The organism is Bradyrhizobium sp. BR14999 (genome assembly GCF_056106085.1).
This window is the reverse complement of sequence record NZ_CM148536.1, coordinates 8,799,936-8,824,625: the sequence shown is the minus strand read 5'-3', so window position 1 is coordinate 8,824,625 and position 24,690 is coordinate 8,799,936. Positions and strand designations below refer to the sequence as shown.

At 64.4% G+C, this 24,690-nt stretch carries 21 protein-coding genes; 15 read left to right on the top strand and 6 right to left on the bottom strand.

What is annotated here, in order from left to right; genetic code table 11:
• Nucleotides 1–215 precede the first annotated feature (215 nt).
• Nucleotides 216–1,706, bottom strand: a complete 1,491-nt coding sequence (locus ACR9YP_RS41260; RefSeq protein ID WP_438104775.1) for a hypothetical protein — start codon at nucleotides 1,704–1,706, stop codon at nucleotides 216–218.
• A 389-nt stretch (nucleotides 1,707–2,095) separates the two neighbouring features.
• Here ACR9YP_RS41260 and ACR9YP_RS41255 point away from each other — a divergent pair, with 389 nt between their 5' ends.
• The 3 genes from ACR9YP_RS41255 to ACR9YP_RS41245 all read left to right on the top strand — a co-directional run bounded on the left by ACR9YP_RS41255 (nucleotide 2,096) and on the right by ACR9YP_RS41245 (nucleotide 5,192).
• Nucleotides 2,096–2,260: a Flp family type IVb pilin gene (locus ACR9YP_RS41255; RefSeq protein ID WP_014492421.1), complete on the top strand. Its 165-nt coding sequence runs from the start codon at nucleotides 2,096–2,098 to the stop codon at nucleotides 2,258–2,260.
• Between the two features lie 456 nt (nucleotides 2,261–2,716).
• Nucleotides 2,717–4,078 carry a group II intron reverse transcriptase/maturase gene (gene ltrA, locus ACR9YP_RS41250; protein WP_474221005.1) on the top strand — a complete coding sequence of 454 codons (1,362 nt, stop codon included), beginning with the start codon at nucleotides 2,717–2,719 and terminating at the stop codon, nucleotides 4,076–4,078.
• A gap of 433 nt (nucleotides 4,079–4,511) precedes the next feature.
• Entirely contained in the window at nucleotides 4,512–5,192 is a 681-nt protein-coding gene (locus ACR9YP_RS41245; RefSeq protein ID WP_091888190.1) for a TetR/AcrR family transcriptional regulator, read from the top strand.
• A 147-nt stretch (nucleotides 5,193–5,339) separates the two neighbouring features.
• Here ACR9YP_RS41245 and pyk read toward each other — a convergent pair whose 3' ends face one another.
• Complete coding sequence (pyk, locus tag ACR9YP_RS41240) at nucleotides 5,340–6,776, bottom strand: pyruvate kinase (protein ID WP_091888192.1); 1,437 nt, start codon at nucleotides 6,774–6,776, stop codon at nucleotides 5,340–5,342.
• Entirely contained in the window at nucleotides 6,773–7,366 is a 594-nt protein-coding gene (locus ACR9YP_RS41235) for a DUF1036 domain-containing protein (RefSeq protein WP_091888194.1), read from the bottom strand. Before ACR9YP_RS41235 ends, pyk begins: the two co-directional genes overlap by 4 nt.
• Before the next feature lie 169 nt (nucleotides 7,367–7,535).
• On the opposite strand from ACR9YP_RS41235, the gene ACR9YP_RS41230 reads away from it, so the two are divergent.
• From ACR9YP_RS41230 to ACR9YP_RS41220, 3 genes are all read left to right on the top strand, one after another.
• A complete protein-coding gene (locus tag ACR9YP_RS41230) occupies nucleotides 7,536–7,841 on the top strand; it encodes a DUF1244 domain-containing protein (protein ID WP_438104781.1) in 306 nt (101 codons plus the stop codon).
• Nucleotides 7,842–8,035: 194 nt separating this feature from the next.
• Nucleotides 8,036–8,308 carry a DUF2312 domain-containing protein gene (locus ACR9YP_RS41225; protein WP_018641571.1) on the top strand — a complete coding sequence of 91 codons (273 nt, stop codon included), beginning with the start codon at nucleotides 8,036–8,038 and terminating at the stop codon, nucleotides 8,306–8,308.
• 86 nt (nucleotides 8,309–8,394) lie between these two features.
• Nucleotides 8,395–10,158 (top strand): adenylate/guanylate cyclase domain-containing protein, encoded by a 1,764-nt coding sequence (locus ACR9YP_RS41220; protein WP_438104782.1) that lies wholly within the window; start codon nucleotides 8,395–8,397, stop codon nucleotides 10,156–10,158.
• Between the two features lie 53 nt (nucleotides 10,159–10,211).
• On the opposite strand, the gene ACR9YP_RS41215 is transcribed toward ACR9YP_RS41220, so the two are convergent.
• The 3 genes from ACR9YP_RS41215 to ACR9YP_RS41205 form a co-directional block, all read right to left on the bottom strand.
• Complete coding sequence (locus ACR9YP_RS41215; protein WP_474218768.1) at nucleotides 10,212–11,825, bottom strand: peptidoglycan L,D-endopeptidase MepK; 1,614 nt, start codon at nucleotides 11,823–11,825, stop codon at nucleotides 10,212–10,214.
• Between the two features lie 282 nt (nucleotides 11,826–12,107).
• Nucleotides 12,108–14,285, bottom strand: a complete 2,178-nt coding sequence (locus ACR9YP_RS41210) for a L,D-transpeptidase family protein (protein WP_474218767.1) — start codon at nucleotides 14,283–14,285, stop codon at nucleotides 12,108–12,110.
• A 347-nt stretch (nucleotides 14,286–14,632) separates the two neighbouring features.
• Nucleotides 14,633–16,129: a sigma-54-dependent transcriptional regulator gene (locus ACR9YP_RS41205; RefSeq protein WP_474218766.1), complete on the bottom strand. Its 1,497-nt coding sequence runs from the start codon at nucleotides 16,127–16,129 to the stop codon at nucleotides 14,633–14,635.
• 127 nt (nucleotides 16,130–16,256) lie between these two features.
• Between ACR9YP_RS41205 and ACR9YP_RS41200 the strand changes: the two genes are divergently transcribed.
• The 9 genes from ACR9YP_RS41200 (at nucleotide 16,257) to ACR9YP_RS41160 (ending at nucleotide 24,660) form a co-directional block, all read left to right on the top strand.
• Nucleotides 16,257–18,221, top strand: coding sequence for a M3 family oligoendopeptidase (locus ACR9YP_RS41200; protein ID WP_474218765.1), 1,965 nt, complete (start codon nucleotides 16,257–16,259; stop codon nucleotides 18,219–18,221).
• Nucleotides 18,222–18,326: 105 nt separating this feature from the next.
• Complete coding sequence (locus ACR9YP_RS41195; protein WP_438105693.1) at nucleotides 18,327–18,593, top strand: AbrB/MazE/SpoVT family DNA-binding domain-containing protein; 267 nt, start codon at nucleotides 18,327–18,329, stop codon at nucleotides 18,591–18,593.
• Nucleotides 18,590–18,976, top strand: coding sequence for a type II toxin-antitoxin system death-on-curing family toxin (locus tag ACR9YP_RS41190; RefSeq protein WP_474218764.1), 387 nt, complete (start codon nucleotides 18,590–18,592; stop codon nucleotides 18,974–18,976). Before ACR9YP_RS41195 ends, ACR9YP_RS41190 begins: the two co-directional genes overlap by 4 nt.
• 96 nt (nucleotides 18,977–19,072) lie before the next feature.
• Complete coding sequence (locus ACR9YP_RS41185) at nucleotides 19,073–19,225, top strand: aa3-type cytochrome c oxidase subunit IV (RefSeq protein ID WP_008136857.1); 153 nt, start codon at nucleotides 19,073–19,075, stop codon at nucleotides 19,223–19,225.
• 140 nt (nucleotides 19,226–19,365) lie between these two features.
• Complete coding sequence (locus ACR9YP_RS41180; protein ID WP_474218763.1) at nucleotides 19,366–20,493, top strand: Re/Si-specific NAD(P)(+) transhydrogenase subunit alpha; 1,128 nt, start codon at nucleotides 19,366–19,368, stop codon at nucleotides 20,491–20,493.
• An 11-nt stretch (nucleotides 20,494–20,504) separates the two neighbouring features.
• Nucleotides 20,505–20,822: a proton-translocating transhydrogenase family protein gene (locus ACR9YP_RS41175; RefSeq protein ID WP_091888212.1), complete on the top strand. Its 318-nt coding sequence runs from the start codon at nucleotides 20,505–20,507 to the stop codon at nucleotides 20,820–20,822.
• Nucleotides 20,823–20,861: 39 nt separating this feature from the next.
• A complete protein-coding gene (locus ACR9YP_RS41170; RefSeq protein WP_474218762.1) occupies nucleotides 20,862–22,259 on the top strand; it encodes an NAD(P)(+) transhydrogenase (Re/Si-specific) subunit beta in 1,398 nt (465 codons plus the stop codon).
• Between the two features lie 171 nt (nucleotides 22,260–22,430).
• Nucleotides 22,431–23,228, top strand: coding sequence for an alpha/beta hydrolase (locus ACR9YP_RS41165; protein ID WP_474218761.1), 798 nt, complete (start codon nucleotides 22,431–22,433; stop codon nucleotides 23,226–23,228).
• Nucleotides 23,182–24,660 carry a sodium:proton antiporter gene (locus ACR9YP_RS41160; protein WP_474221214.1) on the top strand — a complete coding sequence of 493 codons (1,479 nt, stop codon included), beginning with the start codon at nucleotides 23,182–23,184 and terminating at the stop codon, nucleotides 24,658–24,660. The genes ACR9YP_RS41165 and ACR9YP_RS41160 overlap by 47 nt, the downstream gene beginning before the upstream one ends.
• The last annotated feature ends 30 nt before the right edge of the window (nucleotides 24,661–24,690 follow it).

Below are 24,690 nucleotides of genomic sequence, written 5' to 3'. Positions count from 1 at the left end.
GCGAACGACCGCAGTGCGTCATGGGGCCTCTAGCGGTCACGATCCATCACCGCATCTGGAAGGGCACGCATTGCCGACCAAAATGCTCTCAAGCAGGATTCCTCACCTAACGTCCATCTTGGGTCAAACGGCGAAATGGCCGCCGTGCCTGCAGTGGTCCGCTCCACACCTGGAAGCGGAGCTCTCATTTGGAAGCGCGGCCTGGGCTTACGTCCTCATTTCGACAGCGTCGCGGCCCCACGCTCGTCATTCTCCCGCACGTGGATGACCGCGATGTCATCCGCATAGATCCGCTTCCAGCCCTTGAGCTGGTCGAGGATCTGCGGGCCCGGCGCATCGGCGACCAATAGCGTCGCGTCGATCTTGTATTCATCGAGCAGGCGCGGCAGCAGCTCGGGCTTCTTGCCCTCCGTCGCCTTGAAGAAGTCCATGACGAATTTCTCGCCATAGAGCTCGGCGCGGCCGTCGACGAAGACGGGGATGTCGCGCGAGATCAGATAGCCGCCGAACTGATAGGCGTTGAAGATGCGTTGCAACTTGCGCTGCTCGAGCAGGTCGACCGCTGCAACCGGCGTCTGCGTCATCGTGAAGCCGAAGCGGTGATGCCCCATATAGAGCGAGGTCGAGGTCCAGCTTGCGGCCACAATCATCAGTGCGCCGAGCGCGGTGACGTAGCGAGCCGGCCCGTGGTCGGCGCCAGTGGCGTCAGCCGGCGGCCGCGAAAACATCTCGCCGAGCGGCTTTGCCAGCACCAGCGGCACCAGAAAGGCAAAGGCCTCGATGCTCCTGACATGGGTCAGCGCGCTCCAGGTCAGGAACAGGATCAGGAAGATCCTGGGCGCCGAGAGCACGAGGCCGCGGTAGTAACCGAGCGCGATCAGGCCGAGCAGCGCGCCCTCGAATGATGTGAACGTGGCGAAGTTCGCCGGCATCCATTCGAAGATCAGCGACAGCAGCTCGCCGAGGCTGAGGATGTTGGTCGCGCCCATCAGCGTTCGCCAGCCATAAGGCGTGCAGCAGCTCGCGATCAATGCGCCGACGCCAAACAGCACCCAGCGTAGGAACAGTTGGAGCCGTCGTCCCTTCTCGGCATGCTCGACCGCCTCGAGCGAGATCGGACCGATCAGCGCAAGGCCCAGCACGAAGCCGCCGTGCAAATTCGCCCAGAGCGCCATCAGCGGCAGCCAGGCCCAGGACGGCGCGCTCCTGCGGTCGGCCGCCGCCATCAAGAGGCCGAGCCACGCCACCATGACGGGCAGCGCCAGGATATGCGGCCGCGCCAGCACGTGATGCAGCGCCAACAGCAGCGCCAGCAGCGCGAACAGCACCGCGCGCGGTGCCTCGATCTGCGCATCTAACAGATGGACGAAGATCGCGGTCGAGAGCGCGATCCCGATCGCGGTGAGGATCACTGGCCCGGCCCAGCCCCATTGCGTGTAGGAGAACGCAAACATCACCTGCGACAGCCACGACGTCGAAATCCAGGGCGCACCGGTCCGCGTGAAGGAATAGAAGTCCGTGTACGGCATTGCGCCGTGGTCGAGGATCCATTGCCCGATCTTGATCTGCCAGAACGAGTCGGAGTCCTGAAGCAGCGTGTCGCTGACAAAGAGGAAGAACAGATAGGTGCCTGCACCGACGCACAACGGCACCAGGGCGCGCGCGCGGCTCTGCACCGCAATGCTGTTGGCAAAGGAAAGGGACATGCCGCCTCGTGGTCCTGTGTCGGTCCAAGCATGATCCGGAAAAGTGTGTCGCGGTTTTCCGGGAAGGTCATGCTCAAACAATAACCTGAAGCGCGATAAACGATTCATCTCATCGCGCTTCAGGCCGAGCGGGCGGCATTGGACCATGCGTGGTCATAACTTCGGGTAAACCGGCGGCGCCGGGCCGATTTCATGTCCCGACAATTTAACCGATTGTTTTCAATTTCGATTTACCATCGAAGAATACACGCAAACCGCTCCGTGTTTCCGCAGTCGAATTAACTGCGGCGAAATTCTTTGCCTCTAGGTTCGGTTTCATGGTCGGGCGGCGCTGGGAAGCCGAAAAGACCAGACCAGTTTGTAGCCCCGTTTAATCTTTGGAGCAGTCTATGAAGAACCTCGTTTCGCGTTTCGTGAAAGACGAATCCGGCGCCACCGCCATCGAATACGGCCTGATTGCCGCCGGCATCGCGCTCGCGATCATCACCGTCGTCAACAACCTCGGCAGCTCGCTGAACACCAAGTTCGGCTCGATCTCGAGCAGCCTGAAGTAAGACTGGACGACTTAGGAATTTCGAGAGCCCCGTCTCGGACGGGGCTCTTTTCTTTGTGCGCCCAGCATGGGCGCACTCTTATGGGTGAAAGTCCCATCGTAAGCTGATCATGGCGAGCGAAGTGAAGCGCAACTGCATGAGGGCGACCGAATGTGGGGAGGAAGCGTGGATCGAAGCTGCGGGCCGATGGACAAGAACCGGATAGAAGGCGCTGCCGACCAGGGCGAGCGGGCAAAGGACCGCGAAGCTCTCATGATCAAAGGGAAGCGGCGTAGATCCGGCGGTCGTGCAGTGAAGGAGTGCGTTCTTACCTGGGAGACCTTGCCTCACGTCCGAAAGGGCGACGGTGTCGAGCCGGAGCGAGGGGGCAGCAGAGGTCGTAGTAGCCGGGGGTACGGCGAGGAGCCCGCATCCCGGCGAAGGACCGAACGAGGAGGAGTGTTAGGCACCATGCCGATGTGGGGAGCACCGCGTCAGATGCCTGCGCAAGCAGGGCGGCTCGAGGAAGGACGCGGTGAAGCCGCGTGGGCCTCGGGCAGTGACGAAGCTCGCCGCCCGCGGCCTGCAAAGCAAAGCACGGGGTCGGCGCTGCTATTGGCGGCGCTGACGAGAGAGAACCTGCAACGGGCGTTGCAACGGGTGCGGGCCAACAAAGGCGCAGCCGGTGTCGATGGTCTGGATGTTGATCAGACTGCCGAACATCTGCGTACGGCGTGGCCCGTCATCCGGGAACAGCTGTTGCAGGGGACGTACCGGCCCAGTCCGGTACGTCGGGTGACCATTCCCAAGCCTGAGGGTGGCGAGCGCGAGCTTGGCATCCCCACGGTGACGGATCGGTTGATCCAGCAGGCGCTGCTGCAAGTGCTGCAGCCCATCCTTGATCCCACCTTCAGCAAGCATAGCTACGGCTTCCGCCCGGGTCGAAGCGCACATGAGGCCGTCCTTGCGGCGCAGTCATATGTGCAATCGGGGCGCCGGATCGTGGTGGACGTGGACCTGGAGAAGTTCTTCGACCGGGTCAACCACGACATCCTCATGGACCGTCTTCAGCAACGGATCGCAGACCCCGGAGTGATCCGGCTGATCCGGGCGTATCTGAACAGCGGGATCATGAGCGATGGCCTGGTTCAGCAGCGGATGATGGGCACGCCGCAAGGCGGGCCGCTATCGCCGCTGCTGGCGAATGTCCTGTTGGATGAAGTGGACAGGGAGCTGGAACGTCGAGGCCATTGCTTCGTGCGCTATGCCGACGATGCGAACGTTTACGTCCGCAGCCGCCGGGCTGGTGAGCGGGTGATGGCGCTGCTTCGGCGGCTCTACGGCAAGCTGCGTCTGACGGTCAACGAGACCAAGAGCGCAGTGGATTACGTGTTTGGTCGCAAGTTCCTGGGCTACAGCTTTTGGGTGGCTCCGGGCGGCGTGATCAAGCGCAAGGTCGCCGTCAAACCGCTGATGACGTTCAAGCAACGTATCCGGCAACTGACCAGCCGCAGTGGCGGGCGCAGTCTGCCGGACGTGATGGACCGCCTGCGGTCCTACGTTCTGGGCTGGCGGGCTTACTTCCGGCTGGCGCAAACGCCAAAGGTCTGGCGCGAGCTGGACAAGTGGCTGCGCCATCGGGTGCGTGCAATCCAGCTCAAACAATGGAAACGCGGCAAGACCATGTACAGGGAACTGATGGCGCTTGGGGCCAAACCGGATGTGGCGCGGCAGGTGGCGGCGAACAGCCGGCGCTGGTGGCGCAACAGCGGCATGCTCCTCAACGCCGCGCTGACCCTCGACTGGTCCAACCGGCTCGGACTACCCCGACTCTCATGACCTCAACTTCTCGAACCGCCCGGTGCGGACCCGCATGCCGGGTGGTGTGGCAGGGGAGCGACCATACAAGGTCGCCCCCTATGCCGATTGGGCGAGAGGTTCGCTTCTCGCGCAGGCTCCTTTAACCTCTCCCGCTTGCGGGAGAGGTCGGCGCGAAGCGCCGGGTGAGGGCTCTCTCCTCTTGAGGAATGCGCGGACACCCCACCCCCAGCGCACCTATTGTTGTTGTGCGGCAGGCCATCAAGCCTGATCTCATCGCGCTGTTTGCGGGCCGGCTGGCGCTCCAGCCCGTTCGCTGTGACGCTCCACGCATTTGCATCTTGTCATCCACCCTGAATAGTTGTTCAGTCTTTGCGGGGCGATTTGCATCTTTGCAGTGACGAAGCGTTCGGCCGCAGGGCGTGTGGCTGGCGTGTGGGACAGGAAGCGCGCCATGGTTTATCGGCGGACGCATCAAGTGGTGAAGCGCCTTGCGGCCCGGCGCAGTGCGATATTGGCCGCGGCGCGGGAGGCTGCGGCGGAGGGCGGGATGGCGGCCGTGCAGATTGCGCCGGTCGCGGTCCGCGCCAATGTCGCGGCGGGCACGGTCTACCGCTACTTTCCCTCCAAGGCCGAGCTGATCTCCGAATTGATCGCCGAGGTCTCCCGCGACGAGCTCGCGGCGATCCGGCGGGCGGCCGACGCCGCGCCGGGGCCGTCCTCAGCGCTGGCGGCTGCCGTCACCACCGTGGCGGTCCATACGCTGTCGCAGCGCAGGCTGGCCTGGGGCATCCTGGCCGAGCCCGTCGATGTCGATGTCAGCGCCTCGCGTCTTGCCAGCCGGCGCGAGATCGCGGGCGAGATCGCCTCGCGGATCGACGCCGCCGTGCGCGCCGGCCATCTGCCGGCGCAGGATACCGCGCTCGCCGCCACCGCGCTGCTTGGCGCGCTGCATGAGGCCCTGGTCGGGCCGCTCGCGCCTGACAATCTCGAAGATCCCGTCAAGATGCGCGATGCGGTGCAGACCGTGACGCTGCTGGCGCTGCGCGCCGTCGGCGTCATGGACGCGCGCGCCAGGGGTCTGGTGGTGCAGCAGACGCTGTTACCGACCGCGAAGGCGCTGGTGGGGGCGTAGAAGTCGCCGTGCGGCCCGGGGCGAGGCCTGATTGCGCTCAGGCCATTGGTCGCACAGGGTTTTTCGAAAAACCGCAGCTCGGGCGCCGAATGCGCCGTCTACTGTGCATGGGGTTGTTTTCGCATTTTTTGTCGGAGCGACCGGAAATCAGATATGTGCGTCCCCCTCGGGGCCGACCGAGGCGATGCGCACCATGTTGGTGGTGCCGGGGATGCCGAGTGGCACGCCGGCGACGATGATGACGCGCTGGCCGGCGCGGACGAAGCCGTCCCGGAACGCGATCTGGCCGGCGCGGCCGACCATGTCGTCCTGGTCGCGCGCATCCTCGGCTACAACGCAATGCACGCCCCAGACCACGGCGAGGCGGCGGCCGGCCGAGATGTTCGGCGTGATCGCCACGATCGGCGGCTTCGGCCGCTCACGCGCGACGCGCACGGCGGTCGAGCCCGAGCTGGTCCAGCAGATCAAAGCAGGCAGGTCGAGCGTCTCGGCGATCTGGCGCGCGGCGTCCGCGATGGCATCGCCCGCGGTGGATTCCGGCGCCGGGCGCTGCGCCATGATCACCGAGCGATAGGTCGGGTCGCGCTCGACCTCCTCGCCGATGCGGTTCATGGTTGAGACCGCCTCGACCGGGAATTTGCCGGCCGCCGATTCCGCCGACAGCATGATGGCGTCGGCCCCCTCATAGACGGCGGTGGCGACGTCGGAGACTTCGGCGCGGGTCGGCACCGGCGACTGGATCATCGATTCCAGCATCTGGGTCGCGATCACCACCGGCTTGCCGGCGCGGCGCGCCATCCGCGTCATCTGCTTCTGCAGGCTCGGCACCCGTTCCAGCGGCAGCTCGACGCCGAGATCACCGCGCGCCACCATCAGGGCATCGGAGGCCTCGATGATGTCCGCGAGGCGGTCGATCGCCTGCGGCTTCTCGATCTTGGCCATGACGGCGGCGCGGCCGCGGATCATCTTCTTGGCTTCGAGCACGTCGTCGGCGCGCTGCACGAAGGACAGCGCGATCCAGTCGACGCCGGTGACCAGCGCCGCCTCGAGGTCGGCGCGGTCCTTCGGCGTCATGGCCGAGACCGGCAGGTCGGTGTCGGGCAGGCTGACGCCTTTGCGGTCGCTCATCTTGCCGCCGACCACGACACGCGTCACCGCGTGCTCCTTCGAGGTCTCCTCCGCGATCAGCCGCACCTTGCCGTCGTCGAGCAGCAGCGCATGTCCCGGCCGCAGCGCGGCCAGGATCTCCGGATGAGGCAGGTGGACGCGCGTGGCATCGCCCGGCGCCTTGTCGGAATCGAGCGTGAAGGTCTGGCCGTTCTGGAGCTGGACCGCGCCGTCAGTGAAGGCGCCGAGCCTGAGCTTCGGGCCCTGCAGGTCGACCAGGATGCCGATCGGCCGGCCATAGCTGCTTTCGACGTTGCGGATCGTCGCCACCAGCTCCCGCATCTTGTCGTGCGGGGTGTGGCTCATGTTGATGCGGAACAGGTCGGCGCCGGCCTCGAACAGGCGGCGGATCATCGCGAGGTCTGAAGAGGCGGGTCCCAGGGTCGCGAGAATCTTGATACGGCGAAGACGCCTCATGGCTTACTTCCAGACGGGGGCGGGGCAGCGCCTGGCGGGAGGCCAGGCGCGGGGGGCGTACCACCGGGCGGGCTATTGGGCAAACCCGGCACCCCGCCCGGACCGACCGGGCCGGGCAGGCCGGGCACGCGCTGCTGCGCCGGCTGTTCGTTGGCGTCGGTGAGCTGGACCGTCCAGGCCCGCTGCTCGCCGGTATCGACCTCGAAATAGCCGGTCCGGTCGTAGCCGCGCGCCAGGCAATCCTCGGTGCCGCGGATGGTGAACTCCTTGTCGCGCGAGCACATGAAGGCCTGACCCGACCATTCACCGCCACGGTCGTAGTCGATGGCGTAGATGTAATAGTAACGGGCGACCAACGTTCCCCGCAGCAGGGTCTCGCAGGAGCGGGACGAGATGTTCCACCAGCCCTCGGTGGTCCAGCCCTCGGCGTCCTTGTAGCCCAGCGCGATCCCGACCCGGCTCGACGTGTTGTTGCATAGGCGGAAATCGGCAGACGCCGGGCTGGTCCAGAGGCACAGCAGCGCGACCGCCAGCACCGGGACCAACCGGGCGAGCATGCGAAGGAGGGAGCGGGGAGATTCGGCGATCATAGTCGCGAAAAGCTATATCAGATCATTGACGATTTGGCGTAGGGGCCGGGAACTGACCCAAGGCCGGGGTTTTGGCCCGTTTGCGCCGTGATATGGCAAAATCTGTGACAGGACCCACCTGATCCCGTAAGGGTGACGGCCATCGGGGCAGGTCTTAAGGAATCCAGTTATGGCAATCGACGACAAAACCAGAACGGAGCTCGAGGCGGCCGCTTTCCGCCGCCTGGTCGATCATTTGAGGACGCGGACGGACGTCCAGAATATCGACCTGATGAATCTGGCCGGCTTCTGCCGCAACTGCCTGTCCAATTGGCTCAAGGACGCCGCCGACGCCCAAGGCGTCGCCTTAAGCAAGGACGAGAGCCGTGAGGCCGTCTACGGCATGCCCTACGAGACCTGGAAGTCGAAATACCAGGGCTCGGCCACGCCCGAGCAGCTCGAGGCGATGAAGAAGGTCCATCCCCACGGGCACTGAACGGCCGCCTGCGGCCTGCTGAGTCGCGCCACACAACAGCTTTCTTCGCCTCGCTGCAGGAAGGTGTGGGCGCGCTGTGGACGAGCGCGATGCTGCCTTGAACGCGGAGGGCGCCAACCCTAAGGGTCTACCCAGCACGCGCGGTGAGGATGCCGGCGTCACCTCGTTTTGCCAGTTCCATTGGGAGTACCAAGATGGCCACCTCCGCCGCCGTCCGCGACGACGAGCCCGCGACGAAATTTGCCAAGGACCAGCTCAAATCCATCATCGAGCGCATCGAGCGGCTGGAGGAAGAGAAGAAGGCGATCTCCGACGACATCCGCGACGTTTACGCCGAGAGCAAGGGCAACGGCTACGACGTCAAGGCGCTGCGCACCATCGTGCGCCTGCGCAAGCAGGACCCCAACGAGCGCGCCGAGGCCGAGACCATTCTCGAGACCTACATGCAGGCGCTGGGAATGCTCTGAGGCGTTTCGCCTAGTAGGCGTTGCAGCGCACCAAGCTTGGGCGAAGTCCCTTCATCTGCTAGAGTGCTCGGCGAAGGGACCGAGCGATGGATGTGCCGGGACCAGAGCGCAGGCTTGCCGCGGTCCTCGCCGCCGACATGGTCGGCTTTAGCCGGCTGATGGAAGTCGACGAGGCGGGTACCCTTGCGCGCCTCAAGACCCACCGGGTCGAGCTCATTGACCCGGCCATTGCCAAAAATCGCGGCATCATCATCAAGACGACGGGTGACGGCATGCTCGCCGAATTCCACAGCGTCGTCGATGCCGTGCTGTGTGCCGCCGAGGTTCAGCGCCGCATGGCGCGGCGCAATGCCGACGTCCCGCCGCCGCGATGGATACAATTCCGCATCGGCATCAATCTCGGCGATGTCATCGTCGATCAAGACGACATTTTCGGTGACGGGGTCAACGTCGCGGCGCGACTGGAGACGCTCGCCGAGCCTGGAGGGATCTGCGTTTCAGGCGCGGTGCGCGATCAGGTTGGCGACCGGCTCGACGGAGTTCAATTCGACGATCTCGGCGAGCAGAGCGTCAAGAACATCACGCGTCCGATCCGCGTCTTCCGCATTCGGCTGGCGGAGGGGCCTGCAAGCCTGCCCGACGCGACCAAGGCTGTTACGTCACCGGTAGTCTCAAAGAAGCCGTCCATCGCCGTGCTGCCGTTCGCCAACATGAGCGGCGATCCGGAACAGGAGTTCTTCGCCGACGGTCTCACGGAAGACATTATCACCGAGCTCTCGCGCTTCCACGACTTGCTCGTCATCTCCCGAAACTCAACCTTCGTCTACAAGGGCAAGGCCGTAAAGGTCCAGGACATCGGCCGTGAGTTCGGCGTCGACTATGTCATCGAAGGCAGCGTGCGGAAGGCCGGGGGGCGCGTCCGCGTCACCGTGCAGCTGATCGACGCGGAAACCGACCGTCATATCTGGGCCGAACGTTACGATCGCGAGCTCGAGGATATTTTCGCCATCCAGGACGAGATGACCCGCGCAATCGTCGCGACGTTGCCTGGTCGCGTGGAAGCGGCAGCGCATGACCGCACCAAGCGGAAGCCGACCGAGAACATGCGCGCTTACGAATGCGTGCTGGCTGCAAAGCTCCTGCATCACCGTTCAACACGCGAGGACAACGCGCAGGCGCAGACCCTGCTCAACCGGGCGCTGACAATGGATCCGAATTACGCCCACGCTCACGCCTGGAAGGCGTGTGTGCTCGGCCAGTGCTGGATCTATGGCTGGTGCGCTGACCGCGACGCGACCTTCGAGCAGGTGGCTTCTGAACTCGAGATCGCATTGGCGCTCGACGACAACGATGCGGACGTGCACCGGATCCTCGCCGCGCTCAATCTGACGCGCCACGACTATGAAAAGGCCACCTATCATCAGGAGCGTGCGCTGGCCCTCAACCCGAACTACGATCTGATCGTCGTGCAGCAGGGAGAGCTCCTGACCTGGCTGGGCTTGCCTGAGGAGGGCATCGACTGGATCAGGAAAGCGATGCGTCTCAATCCTCATCATCCCGAGCGATTTTGGAGCCATCTCGGTCGCGCGTATTATTGCGCAGAGAAATACGCCGAAGCCGCCGAGGCGTTTTCAAGGATCACGCGGCCCGACTATACCCATCACGCGTTCCTTGCAGCGATATTCGCGCAGATGAACAATGCCGTCGCGGCTGGCGCTCACGCCGCGGAGGTCCTGAAGCGCGAACCCGGGTTCTCGGTGGCAGCCTATCTCGCAACCCTGCACTACAAGCGCGAGATCGATCGCGAGCGTCACGAATCCGGCCTCGTCAGGGCCGGTCTGCCGGCATGATCGATTCGCGCGAGGAAGAACGGGGCAGGGGAAGCTTTGCCGGGTCGCGGCTCTCAGCGAAGCGCGGCGGTACGCATGACGAAGGACGTCGTCTGGAGCTTTGCGGTCGCGCTGCCCGAGAAGCTGTCGCAGGACAGTCCCTGCATCGGGTCCTCGACAAAACCCATCGCGATCACGGCCTGCGGCTTGACGAAAAAGCGGCGCAGCGCCGCCGTATCGAGCTCGCCCATCAGCGTCACCGACATCGCACGGCTGGCGCTCGGTGACAGCATCACGATCTTGAGCCAGATGCTGTCGCCCTTGGCCGCGGAGAGCCGGGTCGCGGTGGCGATCCTGCCATCGATGCTCTTGCCGACCACCGTGTTGATCTCCGTCGCCTGAGCGAGGCTGCGCGTCGCGGAAGCGGGCCGGGCGGAGCGCGGGATCGGCGCGGAGGCGGCGACGACGTTGGCGCGATCGACCGGCGAGGCGGATGCCGGCGCAAAGGCCAGCGCCTGATAAGCCGCGCTGGAGACGCTCGCGGTGGCTTGCGGATCGGTGGCGGCGGCGAGCGCCTGGCGGGCCTTCAACGCGGCGACCTGCGCCGGCGTCGCCTGCTGCGGCGCAGCCGGGATATCATCCCAGAAGCCGCGGGCATTGATGATGTCGGCCGGGGTCTCGGGCTTGCCGGCCGCTGGCTTGTCAGCCACGGGCGCGGGCTTCGGCTTGGGCGGCGCAACGATCTGCGCATCGGCCGAGGCGAGCTGGAGCGTTGCGGCCATTTGCGGCTTGGCGCGCGGCGTCGGCACCGGCTCGGCGGGTTTGGCCACGGCGGCGACCACGGTCGGCGCGGACGGTTTCGCGGCCGCGGCGGGTGCGCCCTCGTCATCCTCGTCGCTGCTGCTGGCGGCCGGAGCTGACGACTTGCCCTTGAACAAGGCGGCGAAGAAATTCGTCTTGCTGCCGGAATCGTCGCCGCTGCCGCGGCGCTCGATCTCGGCCTTGGCGAGCTCATAGCCCTTCAGCGGAACGCCGTCGGTTGGCAGATGCACCGTTTTTCCGTCGGGGAAGACACGGGCGAGCTGGTCATGCGTCATGCGCGGCCAGTGCCGGATGCCACCGGTGTCCAGATGCACGAAGGGCGAGCCGGAAGTCGGATAGAAGCCGACGCCGCCGCGCTGGAGCCGCAGACCGGCGAAGCGGATCTGCTCCAACGGCACGCCCGGGATATAGAAGTCCATCGCATGGCCCAGCATGTGCTGGCTGAAGCGCGCCACACCGGAGGAGCGGCGGCGGAGCATGGCGTTGGTGGCGGGGGAGCGGTAGGAGGAGATGATCTGGATCGGCTGCTTGCCGTCGACGTCGCGATAGACTTCCCAGAGGATGTCGAACAGGCGACGGTCCATGACGGTCTCGTCCTGGGTGCGCCAGTCGCGCAGGAAGTGGTTGAGCTGCTTCAGCGCGGCTTCGTCATAGCGGCCGTCGCGCTTGAAGGTGACGGTGAGGTCTTCGCCGGAATGGGTGTGATGGAACGAGAGCGTCTTGGTTTCGTTCAGCGCGGCGGCGTCATGAACCGAACCTGCGGCGGCAAGCAGCAATACGGAAGCGAGGCCGATCCGGGATCCGGCCTTCACTCCCGCATGGGACAACGACAGCACAGCGAATTGGCGTGCGAGACCAGTCAGCACGTATGAGCCCACCCAGTCGACGAGCGTTCAAAATGGACTCTCCCGCCAACCCCGTTAGCAGCGCGAAAGAGGGTGAACGCTTTCTTAAAGCGAGAAGGTTAATTCGAGGTTGACCTTCCCGCCCCCAAACCAAGTCAGAATACGATCCTAAACGGTTGACTGTGGCAAAAAAACGCCCGCTGCCCGGGCCCCGGGTGGAGGGTGGTTAACATCAAGCGACCCCATCCAGGGGACGGGGTCGCTGATTCCATTGCAGAATTCTAAAGAATAAGGAGCTGAGCCTCAGCGGGTGAACACCCGCTGCGGCCGGCGGCCGACCGGCGCCGGCGGCGGGGTCGGTGCTCCGAACAGTCGCTCGAAGAAATTCGGGCCGGATGAGCCGAAGCCGCCGCCATTGTTGGCCACCGCGACGCCTGAGGGGAGCGTCGTCGCCGGGCGCGAATAGCTCGGCTGGGAATGCGCCACGATAGCCTCGAGGTCCTTGCCGCGATTGTTCTTCAGGATGTTGATCATGGTTGCGTCGCGGCCATAGACGTCCTTGCGGAATTGCAGCTTGCCGGCGTCATCCACGAACGCGGTCTGATAGGTGATGTTGACCGGGATCGGGGTCGGGAATTTCAGGTCGATCTCGCTCTTGCCGTACATGCTGCGCACGCGCTCCGGCGTGTACTTGTCGCTCGGCATGGTGATGTTGAGCAGCACGGACGCGTACTGATCCGGGTTCTGCACGCGCATGCAGCCGTGGCTGAAGGCGCGATCTTCCTTGGCGAACAGATGCTTGTCCGGCGTGTCGTGCTGATAGACCAGGAACTTGTTCGGGAAATTGAAGCGGATGCGGCCGAGCGCATTGGCTTCACCCGGCGGCTGCGAGATGTGCACCGAGCCGTCGCGGTTCTGCTCGAGCTTGAGGCCCATGCGCTGAAGCACGGTCGGGTCCTGCTGAAGCGCCGGCAGATATTCGTTGTAGACGATCGACGGCGGCACGTTCCAGGTCGGATTGACCGTGATGTACTTCATCGTCTCGCTGAGCAGCGGGGTGGCATGCGTGCCAGGTTTGCCGGTGACGACACGGGTGGTCCAAACCTGCTGGCCGCGCTGCATCACCTTCAGCGTGTAGTCGGGAATGTTGAGGATGACATAGGCATCGCCAAGTGAGGGCGCGCCGAGGTCGCGCGGCAGCCAGCGCCAGCGCTCCATGTTCACCAGCACCACGTCGATCTGCTTGTCGCGCTTGGGGGTGTTGAGCGCCTTGACGGTCTTGTCGTCGAGGATGCCGGTCGCCTTCATCTCGACGCCGCTCTGGAATTTGCGCACGGCATCGGCGACCGCCGCATCATAGCGGGTGTCATTCGCGTTCTCGGTGATGCCGAGCTTGGCGCGCAGCTGCGGCACGCGCGGATCTTCCACGACGATCTCGGCCTGCTTCTTGCCGGCCGGGGTGTATTTCAGCGCCGGACCGTCGGCGATCTCGATCGCGGGGCCGTTGCCCTGGCCGCGCAGTTCCGCGAGCTTGGCCTTCAGCTCCTTGTAGAGCTTGTGCGGCGGATTGTAGCTGTCGAGCGCCGCGGAGGCGTCCGTCGCGGTCGTGACCTTGGCGAGCACCTCGTTCGGGTCGACCGGATGTTCGGGATAGAGGATGTCGCCGCTGACCTGCGACCAGTGCATGCGGCCACTCTGGGCCTGCCGCGCATAGTCGAACATGCTGGCGGTGAGCTTCAATTCGGCATCGGCGAGCGCATCGGGCGTGGTGGCGGTGGCGAAATCCGGCACCGGATAGTCGGCGGGGTTGAGGCCGTCGGAGGCTGCATCCTTCAGCCGCGCGATGACGCCCTTGGCCGCAGCGGTCAGGCTGCCGCCTTGTGTCCAGACCGGCGCGAAATCGCGCGCACCGTAAAACTTCTCGATCGCGGCGCGCTCGTTCTTGCGGTCGAAATTGCGCGAGGTCTTGGCGCCGATGATGTCCCTGAGCTTGTCGGCGACCGGCTGGTCGGCAGCGGGAACGTTGCTCGCGGCCTTCACCGGCTCGGCGGCCGGAGTCGCAGCAGGTGCCGCAGGCGCCGTCGCAGTGTCGGCCTTGGCGGGTTCTGTGTTCGCGGGTTCGGTCTTCGCGGGTTCGGTCTTGGCCGTCTCGTTCTTCGGCGCCTCGGTGGCGGGCGAGGTGGCAACGTCGGAAGGCTTGGTCTCGACCTTGTCGGGCGCCGGTGCGACTTCGGCCTTCACGGGCTCTTTCGCAGAGTCAGGGATGGTGGCGGTGGTGTCGAGCTTGATGTCGGAAGCAGTCGGAGGCGGGACGTTGGCCGGCTCGGGGCGCGGGATCGCGGCTTCGATCGCGAGCTCGGCGGCGCTGCTGCGCATCTGATCCTGCGCCAGGGCTGAGCTGGCCGACACCGTGAGGAAGGTCGCCGCGACCGTCATCAAGACACGGTCAAAGCCTGCACGGTGGTTCAAACAGTCACGCATTGTGTCACACCCCTCGGGTGAACTGTCCCTCGTGGAACAGCTTCGTTATCGTCTCTAAATCTTCGGCTAAACCGCGCCGGCCTCTCGAATGTCGCACGCCTGCACGCAACGATTCATACGCAGACGATATACAGGCCCCGCTTTTGCGGCCAGCGCTACCCGGGACAACTCACGACAAACTGACGTCAAGGCAGCCTCTTTGGCAACGGATTATGCGCTTGCCCCACGCGCTTTTCCCTGTGTCTGTCACTTCCAGGTCACGGTTCACGTCGCGGCCAAATTTCGCCGAAATGCGAAGGGCTTGCGGCCTCGTCGCAACATCGGCCAAGCCGCTGTTCAGATATGGCTCAGTGCGTCTCCTCATCGCTTTTCCCGCCATGGCCAGGCACGCCTGCTTCGTCGAGTTTGCGGTAGAGCGTGGACCGACCGATTTTGAGACGGCGGGCGACTTCGGACATCTGCCCGCGATAATGCGAGATCGCGAAGCGGATGATTTCGTTCTCCATGTCCTCCAGCGGGCGGACATCGCCGCTCGCGGTCAGCATGGAGAGAGCTCCCGCTGACGGGAAGGGAGCGATCGGTATTTCGTTACCCGATACCAAGGAAGGCGCCGCGATCGGCTCGAGCAGCAATGGCGCAGTCGGAATGTCGGCTGCGGGATGCGGCTGCGAGGCGAGCAGGGGGAAATCGCCGAGGCCAAGCTGGTCGCCGTCGCTCATCACCACCGCGCGGTAGACCGCGTTTTCGAGCTGGCGGATGTTGCCGGGCCAGTCGAGCTGGGCGAGGTGCGCCACCGCCTCGCCGTTGATGCCGGTGATGGGGCGGTTCTCCTCGGCGGCAAAGCGCGCCAGGAAATGCCGCAGCAGATGCGGAATGTCCTCGCGCCGGGCGCGCAGCGACGGGATCGTCAGCGGCAGCACGTGCAGGCGATAGAACAGATCTTCCCGGAAGTGTCCCTGTTTCACCCGCTCCAGGAGCTTGCGGTTGGTCGCGGAGATGATGCGCACGTCGACCTTGACGGGCTTGCGGCCGCCGACCGCCTCGACCGCGCCTTCCTGGAGCGCGCGCAACAGCTTGACCTGCGCGGTCAGCGGCAACTCGCTGACCTCGTCCAGGAACAGCGTGCCGCCATGGGCCTCGACGAACTTGCCCATGTGCCGCTCGGTGGCGCCGGTGAAAGCGCCTTTCTCGTGGCCGAACAGGATGGACTCGACGAGGTTGTCGGGAATCGCGCCGCAATTCACGGCGACAAAAGGTTTTGCCTTGCGCTCGCCGCTGCCATGGATGGCGCGCGCGAACATCTCCTTGCCGACGCCGGACTCGCCCTCGATCAGCACGGGAATCGAGGAGTTCGCCGCCTTCTGCGCGGCGCGCATCACGCCCGCCATCGCCTCGGAGCGGGTGATGATGTCGGAGAAGGTCAGCCGGCCCTCGCGGCTGTGACGGATGCGCTGCAATTCGCCCTTGAGCGCGGAGGCGTTGAGCGCGTTGCGCAGCGAAACCTGAAGCCGCTCCAGGCCGACCGGCTTGACGACGAAATCGGCCGCGCCGGCACGCATCGCCGAGATCACGTTGTCGATGCCGCCATGCGCGGTCTGCACGATGACGGGGATGCTGAGGCCGGCTTCGCGGATTTTCGCCAGCACGCCCATGCCGTCGAGGCCGGGCATCACGAGATCGAGGATGACGCCGTCGATGGCCGGAGCGTCGGGAGCGGTGAGCGCGGCGATCGCAGCGTCGCCGGACTCCACGACGATCGTCTCATAGCCGCATTTCTGCACCATGTTTTCGACCAGCCGGCGGGCTACAGCGTCGTCGTCGGCGATCAAAATACTGGCAGCCATGGTGTTCCCTGCACGCTACAACTATCTGTCTCGAATCGGGGCACTCTGGCCGAAGCCGATTAACGCACTCTTAAACCTTGATGCCCACGCCCGCCGTCGCGACTGTTGAACACAGGTTTCCCACACAATGAATTCGCGCTCCAAGCCCGCTCTCAAAAAGTCTGCTCTCAAGAAGGCTGCTTCCAGCAAGCCCGCTCCCCGCAAGCCGAGCACCAGGAAATCCGCCGTCAAAGCAAAGTCCAGGCCTTCGTCCGCCAAGCCTTCACTCGCCAAATCTTCACCCGCAAAGCCTTCACCCGCAAAGCCTGCAAGCAAGACCGGCAAGCTTCCGGAGTGGAACCTGGCCGATCTCTATTCCGGGATCGATGCGCCGGAAGTGGCGCGCGATCTCGAAAGGATGGATGCCGATTGCGTCGCGTTCGAGACGGACTACAAAGGCAAGCTCGCGACAGGGACAGCAAACGAAGATGGCGGAAAATGGCTCGCGGAAGCCGTGCGACGCTATGAGGCAATCGACGACCTCGCCGGCCGCCTCGGCTCCTATGCCGGCCTGGTCCATGCGGGCGACAGCGTGGACCCTGCGATTTCAAAGTTTTACGGCGACGTGTCCGAGCGCCTGACGGCGGCGTCGACGCATCTTCTGTTCTTCGCGCTCGAGCTCAACCGGATCGATGACGATATTTTGAACCGCGCGATGCAGGCCGCCGAGCTCGCGCACTATCGTCCCTGGATCGAGGATTTGCGCAAGGAAAAGCCGTACCAGCTCGACGACAAGCTCGAGCAGCTCTTCCTGGAGAAGGCGCAGACCGGCTATTCCGCCTTCAACCGGCTGTTCGACCAGACCATCTCGGGCCTGCGCTTCAAGGTCGGCGCCAAAGAGCTCGCGATCGAGCCGACGCTGAATCTCCTGCAGGACCGCGACGGCGCCAAGCGCAAGAGCGCAGCGGAGGCGCTGGCCAAAACCTTCAAGGCCAACGAGCGCACCTTTGCGCTGATCACCAACACGCTCGCGAAGGACAAGGACATCTCCGACCGCTGGCGCGGTTTTCAGGACGTCGCGGATTCCCGCCACCTCAACAACCGCGTCGAGCGCGAGGTGGTGGATGCGCTGGTTGCTTCCGTGCACGCGGCCTATCCAAAGCTGTCGCATCGCTACTACGCGCTGAAGGCGAAGTGGTTCGGCAAGAAGCGGCTGGCTTATTGGGACCGCAACGCGCCGCTGCCCTTTGCCGCGACCGACGTCATTGGCTGGCCCGATGCGCGGAACATGGTGCTGACGGCCTATCGCGGCTTCTCGCCTAAGATGGCCGACATCGCGGAGCGCTTCTTCACCGACCGCTGGATCGACGCACCGGTGCGGCCGGGCAAGGTGCCCGGCGCGTTCTCGCATCCGACCACGCCGTCGGCGCACCCTTATGTGCTGATGAACTACCAGGGCAAGCCGCGCGACGTGATGACGCTGGCGCATGAGCTCGGCCATGGCGTGCATCAGGTGCTCGCCGCGAAGAACGGTGCGCTGATGGCGCCGACGCCGCTGACGCTGGCGGAGACCGCGAGCGTGTTCGGCGAGATGCTTACGTTCAAGCGGCTCCTTGCCCAGACCAAGAATGCAAAGCAGCGCCAGGCGCTGCTCGCCGGCAAGGTCGAGGACATGATCAACACCGTGGTGCGGCAGATCGCGTTCTATTCGTTCGAACGCGCGGTCCACACCGAGCGCAAGAACGGCGAGCTCACCGCGACGCGGCTCGGCGAGATCTGGCTGTCGGTGCAGGGCGAGAGCCTGGGGCCCGCGATCGAGATCAAGGCGGGCTACGAGAACTACTGGATGTATATCCCGCACTTCATCCACTCGCCGTTCTATGTCTACGCCTATGCGTTCGGCGATTGTCTCGTGAACTCGCTTTATGCGGTCTACGAGCATGCGGCCGAGGGCTTTGCCGAGCGCTATCTCGACATGCTCGCCGCGGGCGGCACCAAGCACTATTCCGAGCTGCTGCGGCCATTCGGGCTCGACGCGAAGGACCCGAAGTTCTGGGACGGCGGGCTCAGCGTCATCGCCGGGATGATCGACGAGCTGGAGGCGATGGGCTGAGGCGCGAGCCTGCCTCATTTGTAGGCAAGGAAAGCGTAAAACATTTGTTGAACGGTGGGTCGCAAAGATGTTATACAAACGTATAACGAGCAATGAGGTGCGGCTATGGGCGAGAACGCGGATCCGAAGGATTTGAAGAGCGCCTCCACCGTGCTTCAGGTGCGCAAGATCGGAAATTCGATCGGCGTTATCCTGCCGAAGGAGCTTGCTGCTCGTCTGAATCTCAGAGAGGGCGACAAACTGTTCCCGGTCGAGCAACCGGACGGTGGGATCTTGCTGACGCCTCATGATCCTGATTTTGAAAAAGCGATGGAAGTCGCGCGGCGAGGCATCAAGCGTTATCACAACGCCCTCGCCGAGCTGGCCAAATGAGCGAGCCGTTCTGGCTGACGCGTCGAATGATCATTGCGATCCACGACGAGCAGCTCGTGATCCATGGCGGCGCAAGTGGCTTGCGAGATGAGGGTATGCTGGACCCTGCGCTCGATCGGCCGAGGAACAAATGGTCTTCTGAGAACGCCGATCTCGCTGAGTTGGCGGCCGCTTACGCTTTCGGCATTGCACGCAACCGTCCGTTCGTTGACGGCAACAAGCGCGTGTCACTCCTTGCGCTGTACACATTTCTCGGCGTGAACAGCATCGACTTCATCGTGCCCGAGGCGGAAGCGGCCGCGATTATCCTCTCGCTCGCTGCGGGCGAAGTCGGCGAGCAGGGCCTCACGCGCTGGATCCGCGACAATTGGAATTCCAAATGACCTGATTTGCGGAAAAACCGCGCCCGCGTGCCGTTGCCCTGCCCGAAAGTTTGCGGTATCCCAGCCCCAGAATTCGACTTTCGACTGGGGACATCCATGGCTGACCATAGCGAAGTGGCGTACACCACCGCCGACGGCAACGACTACGTTGCGCACGAGCAGACCTATGAGGGCTTCATCAAGCTGGTGAAGTACGGCACGGCCTCGGTCGCGCTCATCGTGATCCTGATGGCGATTTTCCTGACCTGATCCGTCTTCGGTAGCTGCACACGCCAGCGGCAGCAGCTGCCCAGAATACTTGCATACAAACCGGTCCCAGAACCGGTATCGAACGCAGCGGGAGTTACGCTTAGTTTGCGCGTGCGCTGTCCCGCGCCGCCGGAGGACCTATGAAGATCGCCGTTGCCAAGGAAATCGATCCGTCAGAGCCGCGGGTCGCCGCTTCGCCTGATACGGTGAAGAAGTTTAAGGCGCTCGGTGCCGAGATCGCCGTCGAGCCGGGCGCCGGCATCAAGTCAGGCCTGCCGGATTCCGAATTCACCGCCGTGGGCGCCACTGTCAGCGCTGACGCGCTCAAGGACGCCGATATCATCATCAAGGTGAAGCGTCCCGAGGCGTCGGAGCTTTCACAATACAAGCGCGGCGCGCTCGTCATCGCCATCATGGATCCCTACGGCAACGAGGCCTCGCTGAAGACGATGGCCGATGCCGGCGTCTCCGCCTTCGCGATGGAGTTGATGCCGCGTATCACGCGCGCGCAGGTGATGGACGTGCTGTCCTCGCAAGCCAATCTTGCCGGCTATCGTGCCGTGATCGAGGGCGCCGAGGCCTTCGGCCGCGCCTTCCCGATGATGATGACGGCGGCTGGCACCGTGCCCGCGGCCAAGGTGTTCGTGATGGGCGTCGGCGTCGCCGGCCTCCAGGCGATCGCGACCGCGCGTCGTCTCGGCGCCGTCGTGACCGCGACCGACGTGCGGCCTGCCACCAAGGAGCAGGTCGAGTCGCTCGGTGCGAAATTCCTTGCCGTCGAGGACGAGGAGTTCAAGAACGCCCAGACGGCCGGCGGCTACGCCAAGGAGATGTCCAAGGAATATCAGGCCAAGCAGGCCGCGCTCACCGCCGAGCACATCAAGAAGCAGGACATCGTGATCACCACCGCGCTGATTCCGGGCCGGCCGGCGCCGAAGCTCGTCAGCGCTGACATGGTCAAGTCGATGAAGCCGGGCTCGGTGCTGGTCGATCTCGCCGTCGAGCGCGGCGGCAATGTCGAGGGCGCCAGGGCCGGCGAGGTCGTCGACCTCGATGGCATCAAGATCGTCGGCTACACCAACGTCGCCGGGCGCGTCGCGGCCTCGGCCTCCAGCCTCTATGCCCGCAATCTGTTCTCCTTCATCGAGACCATGGTCGACAAGAAAGAGCAGAAGCTCGCCGTCAACTGGGACGACGAACTCGTCAAGGCCACTGCGCTCACGAAAGACGGCGCCGTGATCCACCCGAACTTCCAGCCGAAGGTTTAAGGAGAGCCGCCATGGAGCATGTTGCACAGGTCGTCGACCCCTTCATCTTCCGGCTGTCGATTTTCGTCCTCGCCGTCTTCGTCGGCTATTTCGTGGTGTGGTCGGTGACGCCGGCGCTGCACACGCCGCTGATGAGCGTGACCAACGCGATCTCCTCGGTGATCGTGGTCGGCGCGCTGCTCGCGGTCGGCGTCGGCATGGTTTCGAGCGGCTCGGGCTGGGCGCGCGGCTTCGGCTTCGTCGCGCTCATCTTTGCCTGTGTGAACATCTTTGGCGGCTTCCTTGTCACCCAGCGCATGCTGGCGATGTACAAGAAGAAGTCGAAGTAAGCGGCCACCTCGGGCTGAAGGGATTAATGGGGACCTGAGATGAGCGCCAATCTCTCTGCATTCTTGTATCTCGTGGCGGGGGTGCTGTTCATCCTGTCGCTGCGCGGGCTGTCGAGCCCGGCATCGTCGCGCCAGGGCAATCTGTTCGGCATGATCGGCATGGCGATCGCGGTCGCCACCACGCTCGCAAGCCATCCGCCGGCGGACGGCGTGGCATGGGTCCTCGTGATCCTCGCGGTCGCGATCGGCGGCGGCATCGGCGCGGTGATCGCCCGCCGCGTGCCGATGACCTCGATGCCGGAACTGGTCGCCGCCTTCCACTCGCTGGTCGGCATGGCCGCAGTGCTGGTCGCCGCCGGCGCGTACTATGCGCCCGAAGCCTTCGACATCGGCACGCCCGGTAACATCCACACCCAGAGCCTGGTCGAAATGTCGCTCGGTGTCGCGATCGGCGCGCTGACCTTCACCGGGTCGGTGATCGCGTTCCTGAAGCTCTCGGCGCGCATGAGCGGTGCCCCGATCATCCTGCCGGCGCGGCACCTCATCAACATCGCGCTCGCGATCGCACTGGTCGTCTGCATAATCGGCCTCGTGATGACCGGCAGCCCGGTGTTCTTCTGGCTCAACGTGATCCTGGCACTCCTGCTCGGCGTGCTCATGATCATCCCGATCGGCGGTGCCGACATGCCGGTCGTGATCTCGATGCTCAACTCCTACTCCGGCTGGGCCGCGGCCGGCATCGGCTTCACGCTCGGCAATTCCGCGCTGATCATCACCGGCGCGCTGGTCGGCTCCTCGGGCGCGATCCTGTCCTACATCATGTGCCACGCGATGAACCGGTCCTTCATCTCGGTCATCCTCGGCGGCTTCGGCGGCGAGACCGCGGCCGCCGGCGGGGCTACAGGCGAGCAGAAGCCCGCCAAGCTCGGCTCGGCCGACGATGCCGCCTTCATCATGAAGAACGCCTCAAAGGTCATCATCGTGCCCGGTTACGGCATGGCGGTGGCGCAGGCCCAGCACGCGCTGCGCGAGATGGCGGACATGCTGAAGAAGGAAGGCGTCGAGGTGAAATACGCCATTCACCCGGTCGCCGGCCGCATGCCCGGCCACATGAACGTGCTGCTCGCCGAAGCCAACGTGCCCTATGACGAGGTGTTCGAGCTCGAGGACATCAACTCCGAATTCGCGCAGGCCGACATCGCCTTCGTGATCGGCGCCAACGACGTCACCAACCCGGCTGCCGAAGAGGACAAGACCTCGCCGATCTACGGCATGCCGGTGCTCCAGGTCTGGAAGGCCGGCACGGTGATGTTCATCAAGCGCTCGCTCGCCTCCGGCTATGCCGGCATCGACAATCCGCTGTTCTATCGCGACAACACCATGATGCTGCTCGGCGACGCCAAGAAGGTCACCGAGAACATCGTCAAGGCGATGTAGCGCGGAAGTAAACGGACCGTGGCCATCAACAAGGAATGGCACCGGTCCCATCGCATGCCGCCCACAAGGCGGCGTACGGCTGCCGCGATGTTCCGGCCAACCTTCCACCCGATGTCATGAAATTGCTGCGGAGCCGTCGCAAGCCCTGAGCCGAAAGGCCGGCCGCGCATCATGACCATCGTCAAGTGGATCGCCATCCTGCTCGTGACCGTCTATTGCGTCGGTCTCCTTGTGCTGTTTGTCCGGCAGCGCGAGATGCTGTTTCCGATCCCGTCCGTCGGGCGCACCGCCCCCGATGCCGCGGGCCTTCCCGAGGCGGAAGAACACATTCTGACCACGTCGGACGGTGAGAAGGTCATCGTCTGGCACGTGCCGGCGAAGCCAGGCCGTCCCGTGATCCTGTATTTTCCAGGCAATGGCGATTTTCTCGCCGGTCGCGTCAGCCGCTTCAGGGCGATGACGGCTGACGGCACCGGCCTCGTCGCGCTGTCCTATCGCGGCTATGCCGGCTCGAGCGGTGCGCCGAGCGAGGAGGGCCTGCTGCGCGATGCCGCAACCGCCTACGCCTTCACGATCGCGCGCTACGCGGCGGAACGAATCATCGCCTGGGGCTTTTCGCTCGGGACGGGCGCGGCGGTTGCGCTCGCCTCGGAACATCGTGTCGGAAAACTCATCCTGGAAGCCCCCTATACGTCGACGGTCGACGTTGCAGCGTCGTCGTTCTGGTTCGTTCCGGTGCGCCTGCTGATGCGCGATCCGTTCCATTCGGACCAGCGCATCACGCGCGTCACGGTGCCGCTCCTGGTGATGCATGGCACCAATGACCTTGCCATTTCGATCGTGTTCGGAGAGCGTCTGTTCGCGCTCGCACATGAACCGAAGCAGTTCGTTCGCTTCGCGGGCGGCGGACATGACAATCTCGATGCTTTCGGTGCGATCGAAACGGCAAGGCGCTTCATTGAATCCTAAACGGCTCGTCACGTGGCCCTGGAGCCTGGCCTTCGCCGCGATCCTCATGCTGTCGCCGCAACACGCATGGGCCGCGACCGGGCTCGATGGTGCTGCGATGCGCTGGCCCTATGCGCTGCCCTTTGCCGGCCTGTTGCTGTCGATCGCATTGGGGCCGCTGCTGTTTCCAAAATTCTGGCATCATCACTACGGCAAGATGGCCGCGGCCTGGTCGCTGCTGGCACTCGCCGCGCTTGTCGTGTTTGCCGGCAGCATGGCAACACTGGCGGCGCTCGTCCACGCCATGCTCGCCGAATATCTCGGCTTCATCGTGCTCCTTTTCTCGCTCTATGTCGTGGCCGGCGGCATTCTCATCACCGGCGACATCAAGGCGACGCCAGCGACCAATGTCGGCATCCTCGCGCTCGGCACATTGGGTGCGAGCATTGTCGGCACCACGGGTGCCGCGATGATCCTGATCCGTCCCCTGATTCGCGCCAATCGGCTGCGGCGTCACAACGCCCATGTCATCATCTTCTTCATCATCCTGGTCGCCAATGTCGGCGGCGCGCTGAGTCCACTTGGCGATCCCCCGCTCTTCGTCGGTTTCCTGCACGGCATCGACTTCTTCTGGACCACGCGGACCATCTGGTTGCAGACCGCAATCGTCGCCGGACTGCTGCTCGCGATCTTCGTCGTCATTGATGTCTGGCGCTTTCGTAGCGAGCCGCCGCTCGGCGAAGCCGGCCGCGGGGAGCCGCCGCGCATCCGCGGCCTCGTCAATTTGGTGCTGATTGCGGCCATCGTCGTGAGCCTGCTGGCGTCGGCGATGTGGAAGCCCGGCGTGGCGTTCGACATTCTCGGCACCAAGCTGGACCTGGAGGACGTCGTCCGCAATTCGGTGCTGCTGGCCATTGCGGCGCTGTCGGTGTGGCTGACGCCGGACGAGCACAGGCTGGCCAACGGCTTCACCTGGGAGCCGATCCGCGAGGTCGCGAAACTGTTCGCGGGGATCTTTGTCGCGATCATCCCGGTCATTGCCATGCTCAATGCCGGCCATCACGGCGCCTTCGCCTGGCTGTTGTCGGCTGTGACGGCGCCGGACGGTGTGCCGCGCGAGGTCGCCTATTTCTGGTTCACCGGCCTGATGTCCGCGTTCCTCGACAATGCGCCGACCTATCTGTTGTTCTTCGAGCTCGCCGGCGGCGACCCGCAAGCGCTGATGCATGAGCTCTCGGGCACGCTCGCCTCGATCTCCATGGGCGCGGTCTACATGGGCGCGCTCACCTATATCGGCAACGCGCCGAACTTCATGGTGAGCAGCATCGCCAGCGAGAACGGCGTCGAGATGCCGAGCTTCTTCGGCTATCTCTTGCGCGCCGGCGCCGTGCTGATCCCGCTGTTCCTGCTGCTGACACTGCTGCCGGTCGCGCCGATCCTGCACTGGCATTGAATCTCGCGCCTGATTTGCTACTGCTCATTC

Bases quoted from the DNA above. Each gene is read 5' to 3' on its own strand.
- ACR9YP_RS41255 (WP_014492421.1), top strand. From the start codon at position 2,096: ATGAAGAACCTCGTTTCGCGTTTCGTGAAAGACGAATCCGGCGCCACC.
- ACR9YP_RS41220 (WP_438104782.1), top strand. From the start codon at position 8,395: ATGGATGTGCCGGGACCAGAGCGCAGGCTTGCCGCGGTCCTCGCCGCC.
- ACR9YP_RS41200 (WP_474218765.1), top strand. From the start codon at position 16,257: ATGAATTCGCGCTCCAAGCCCGCTCTCAAAAAGTCTGCTCTCAAGAAG.
- ACR9YP_RS41160 (WP_474221214.1), top strand. From the start codon at position 23,182: ATGCTTTCGGTGCGATCGAAACGGCAAGGCGCTTCATTGAATCCTAAA.
- ACR9YP_RS41185 (WP_008136857.1), top strand. From the start codon at position 19,073: ATGGCTGACCATAGCGAAGTGGCGTACACCACCGCCGACGGCAACGAC.
- ACR9YP_RS41205 (WP_474218766.1), bottom strand. From the start codon at position 16,129: ATGGCTGCCAGTATTTTGATCGCCGACGACGACGCTGTAGCCCGCCGG.
- ACR9YP_RS41180 (WP_474218763.1), top strand. From the start codon at position 19,366: ATGAAGATCGCCGTTGCCAAGGAAATCGATCCGTCAGAGCCGCGGGTC.
- ACR9YP_RS41235 (WP_091888194.1), bottom strand. From the start codon at position 7,366: ATGATCGCCGAATCTCCCCGCTCCCTCCTTCGCATGCTCGCCCGGTTG.
- ACR9YP_RS41245 (WP_091888190.1), top strand. From the start codon at position 4,512: ATGGTTTATCGGCGGACGCATCAAGTGGTGAAGCGCCTTGCGGCCCGG.
- ACR9YP_RS41170 (WP_474218762.1), top strand. From the start codon at position 20,862: ATGAGCGCCAATCTCTCTGCATTCTTGTATCTCGTGGCGGGGGTGCTG.
- ACR9YP_RS41165 (WP_474218761.1), top strand. From the start codon at position 22,431: ATGACCATCGTCAAGTGGATCGCCATCCTGCTCGTGACCGTCTATTGC.
- ACR9YP_RS41260 (WP_438104775.1), bottom strand. From the start codon at position 1,706: ATGTCCCTTTCCTTTGCCAACAGCATTGCGGTGCAGAGCCGCGCGCGC.
- ACR9YP_RS41195 (WP_438105693.1), top strand. From the start codon at position 18,327: ATGGGCGAGAACGCGGATCCGAAGGATTTGAAGAGCGCCTCCACCGTG.
- ACR9YP_RS41175 (WP_091888212.1), top strand. From the start codon at position 20,505: ATGGAGCATGTTGCACAGGTCGTCGACCCCTTCATCTTCCGGCTGTCG.
- ACR9YP_RS41190 (WP_474218764.1), top strand. From the start codon at position 18,590: ATGAGCGAGCCGTTCTGGCTGACGCGTCGAATGATCATTGCGATCCAC.
- ACR9YP_RS41210 (WP_474218767.1), bottom strand. From the start codon at position 14,285: ATGCGTGACTGTTTGAACCACCGTGCAGGCTTTGACCGTGTCTTGATG.
- ACR9YP_RS41225 (WP_018641571.1), top strand. From the start codon at position 8,036: ATGGCCACCTCCGCCGCCGTCCGCGACGACGAGCCCGCGACGAAATTT.
- ACR9YP_RS41230 (WP_438104781.1), top strand. From the start codon at position 7,536: ATGGCAATCGACGACAAAACCAGAACGGAGCTCGAGGCGGCCGCTTTC.
- pyk (WP_091888192.1), bottom strand. From the start codon at position 6,776: ATGAGGCGTCTTCGCCGTATCAAGATTCTCGCGACCCTGGGACCCGCC.
- ltrA (WP_474221005.1), top strand. From the start codon at position 2,717: ATGTGGGGAGCACCGCGTCAGATGCCTGCGCAAGCAGGGCGGCTCGAG.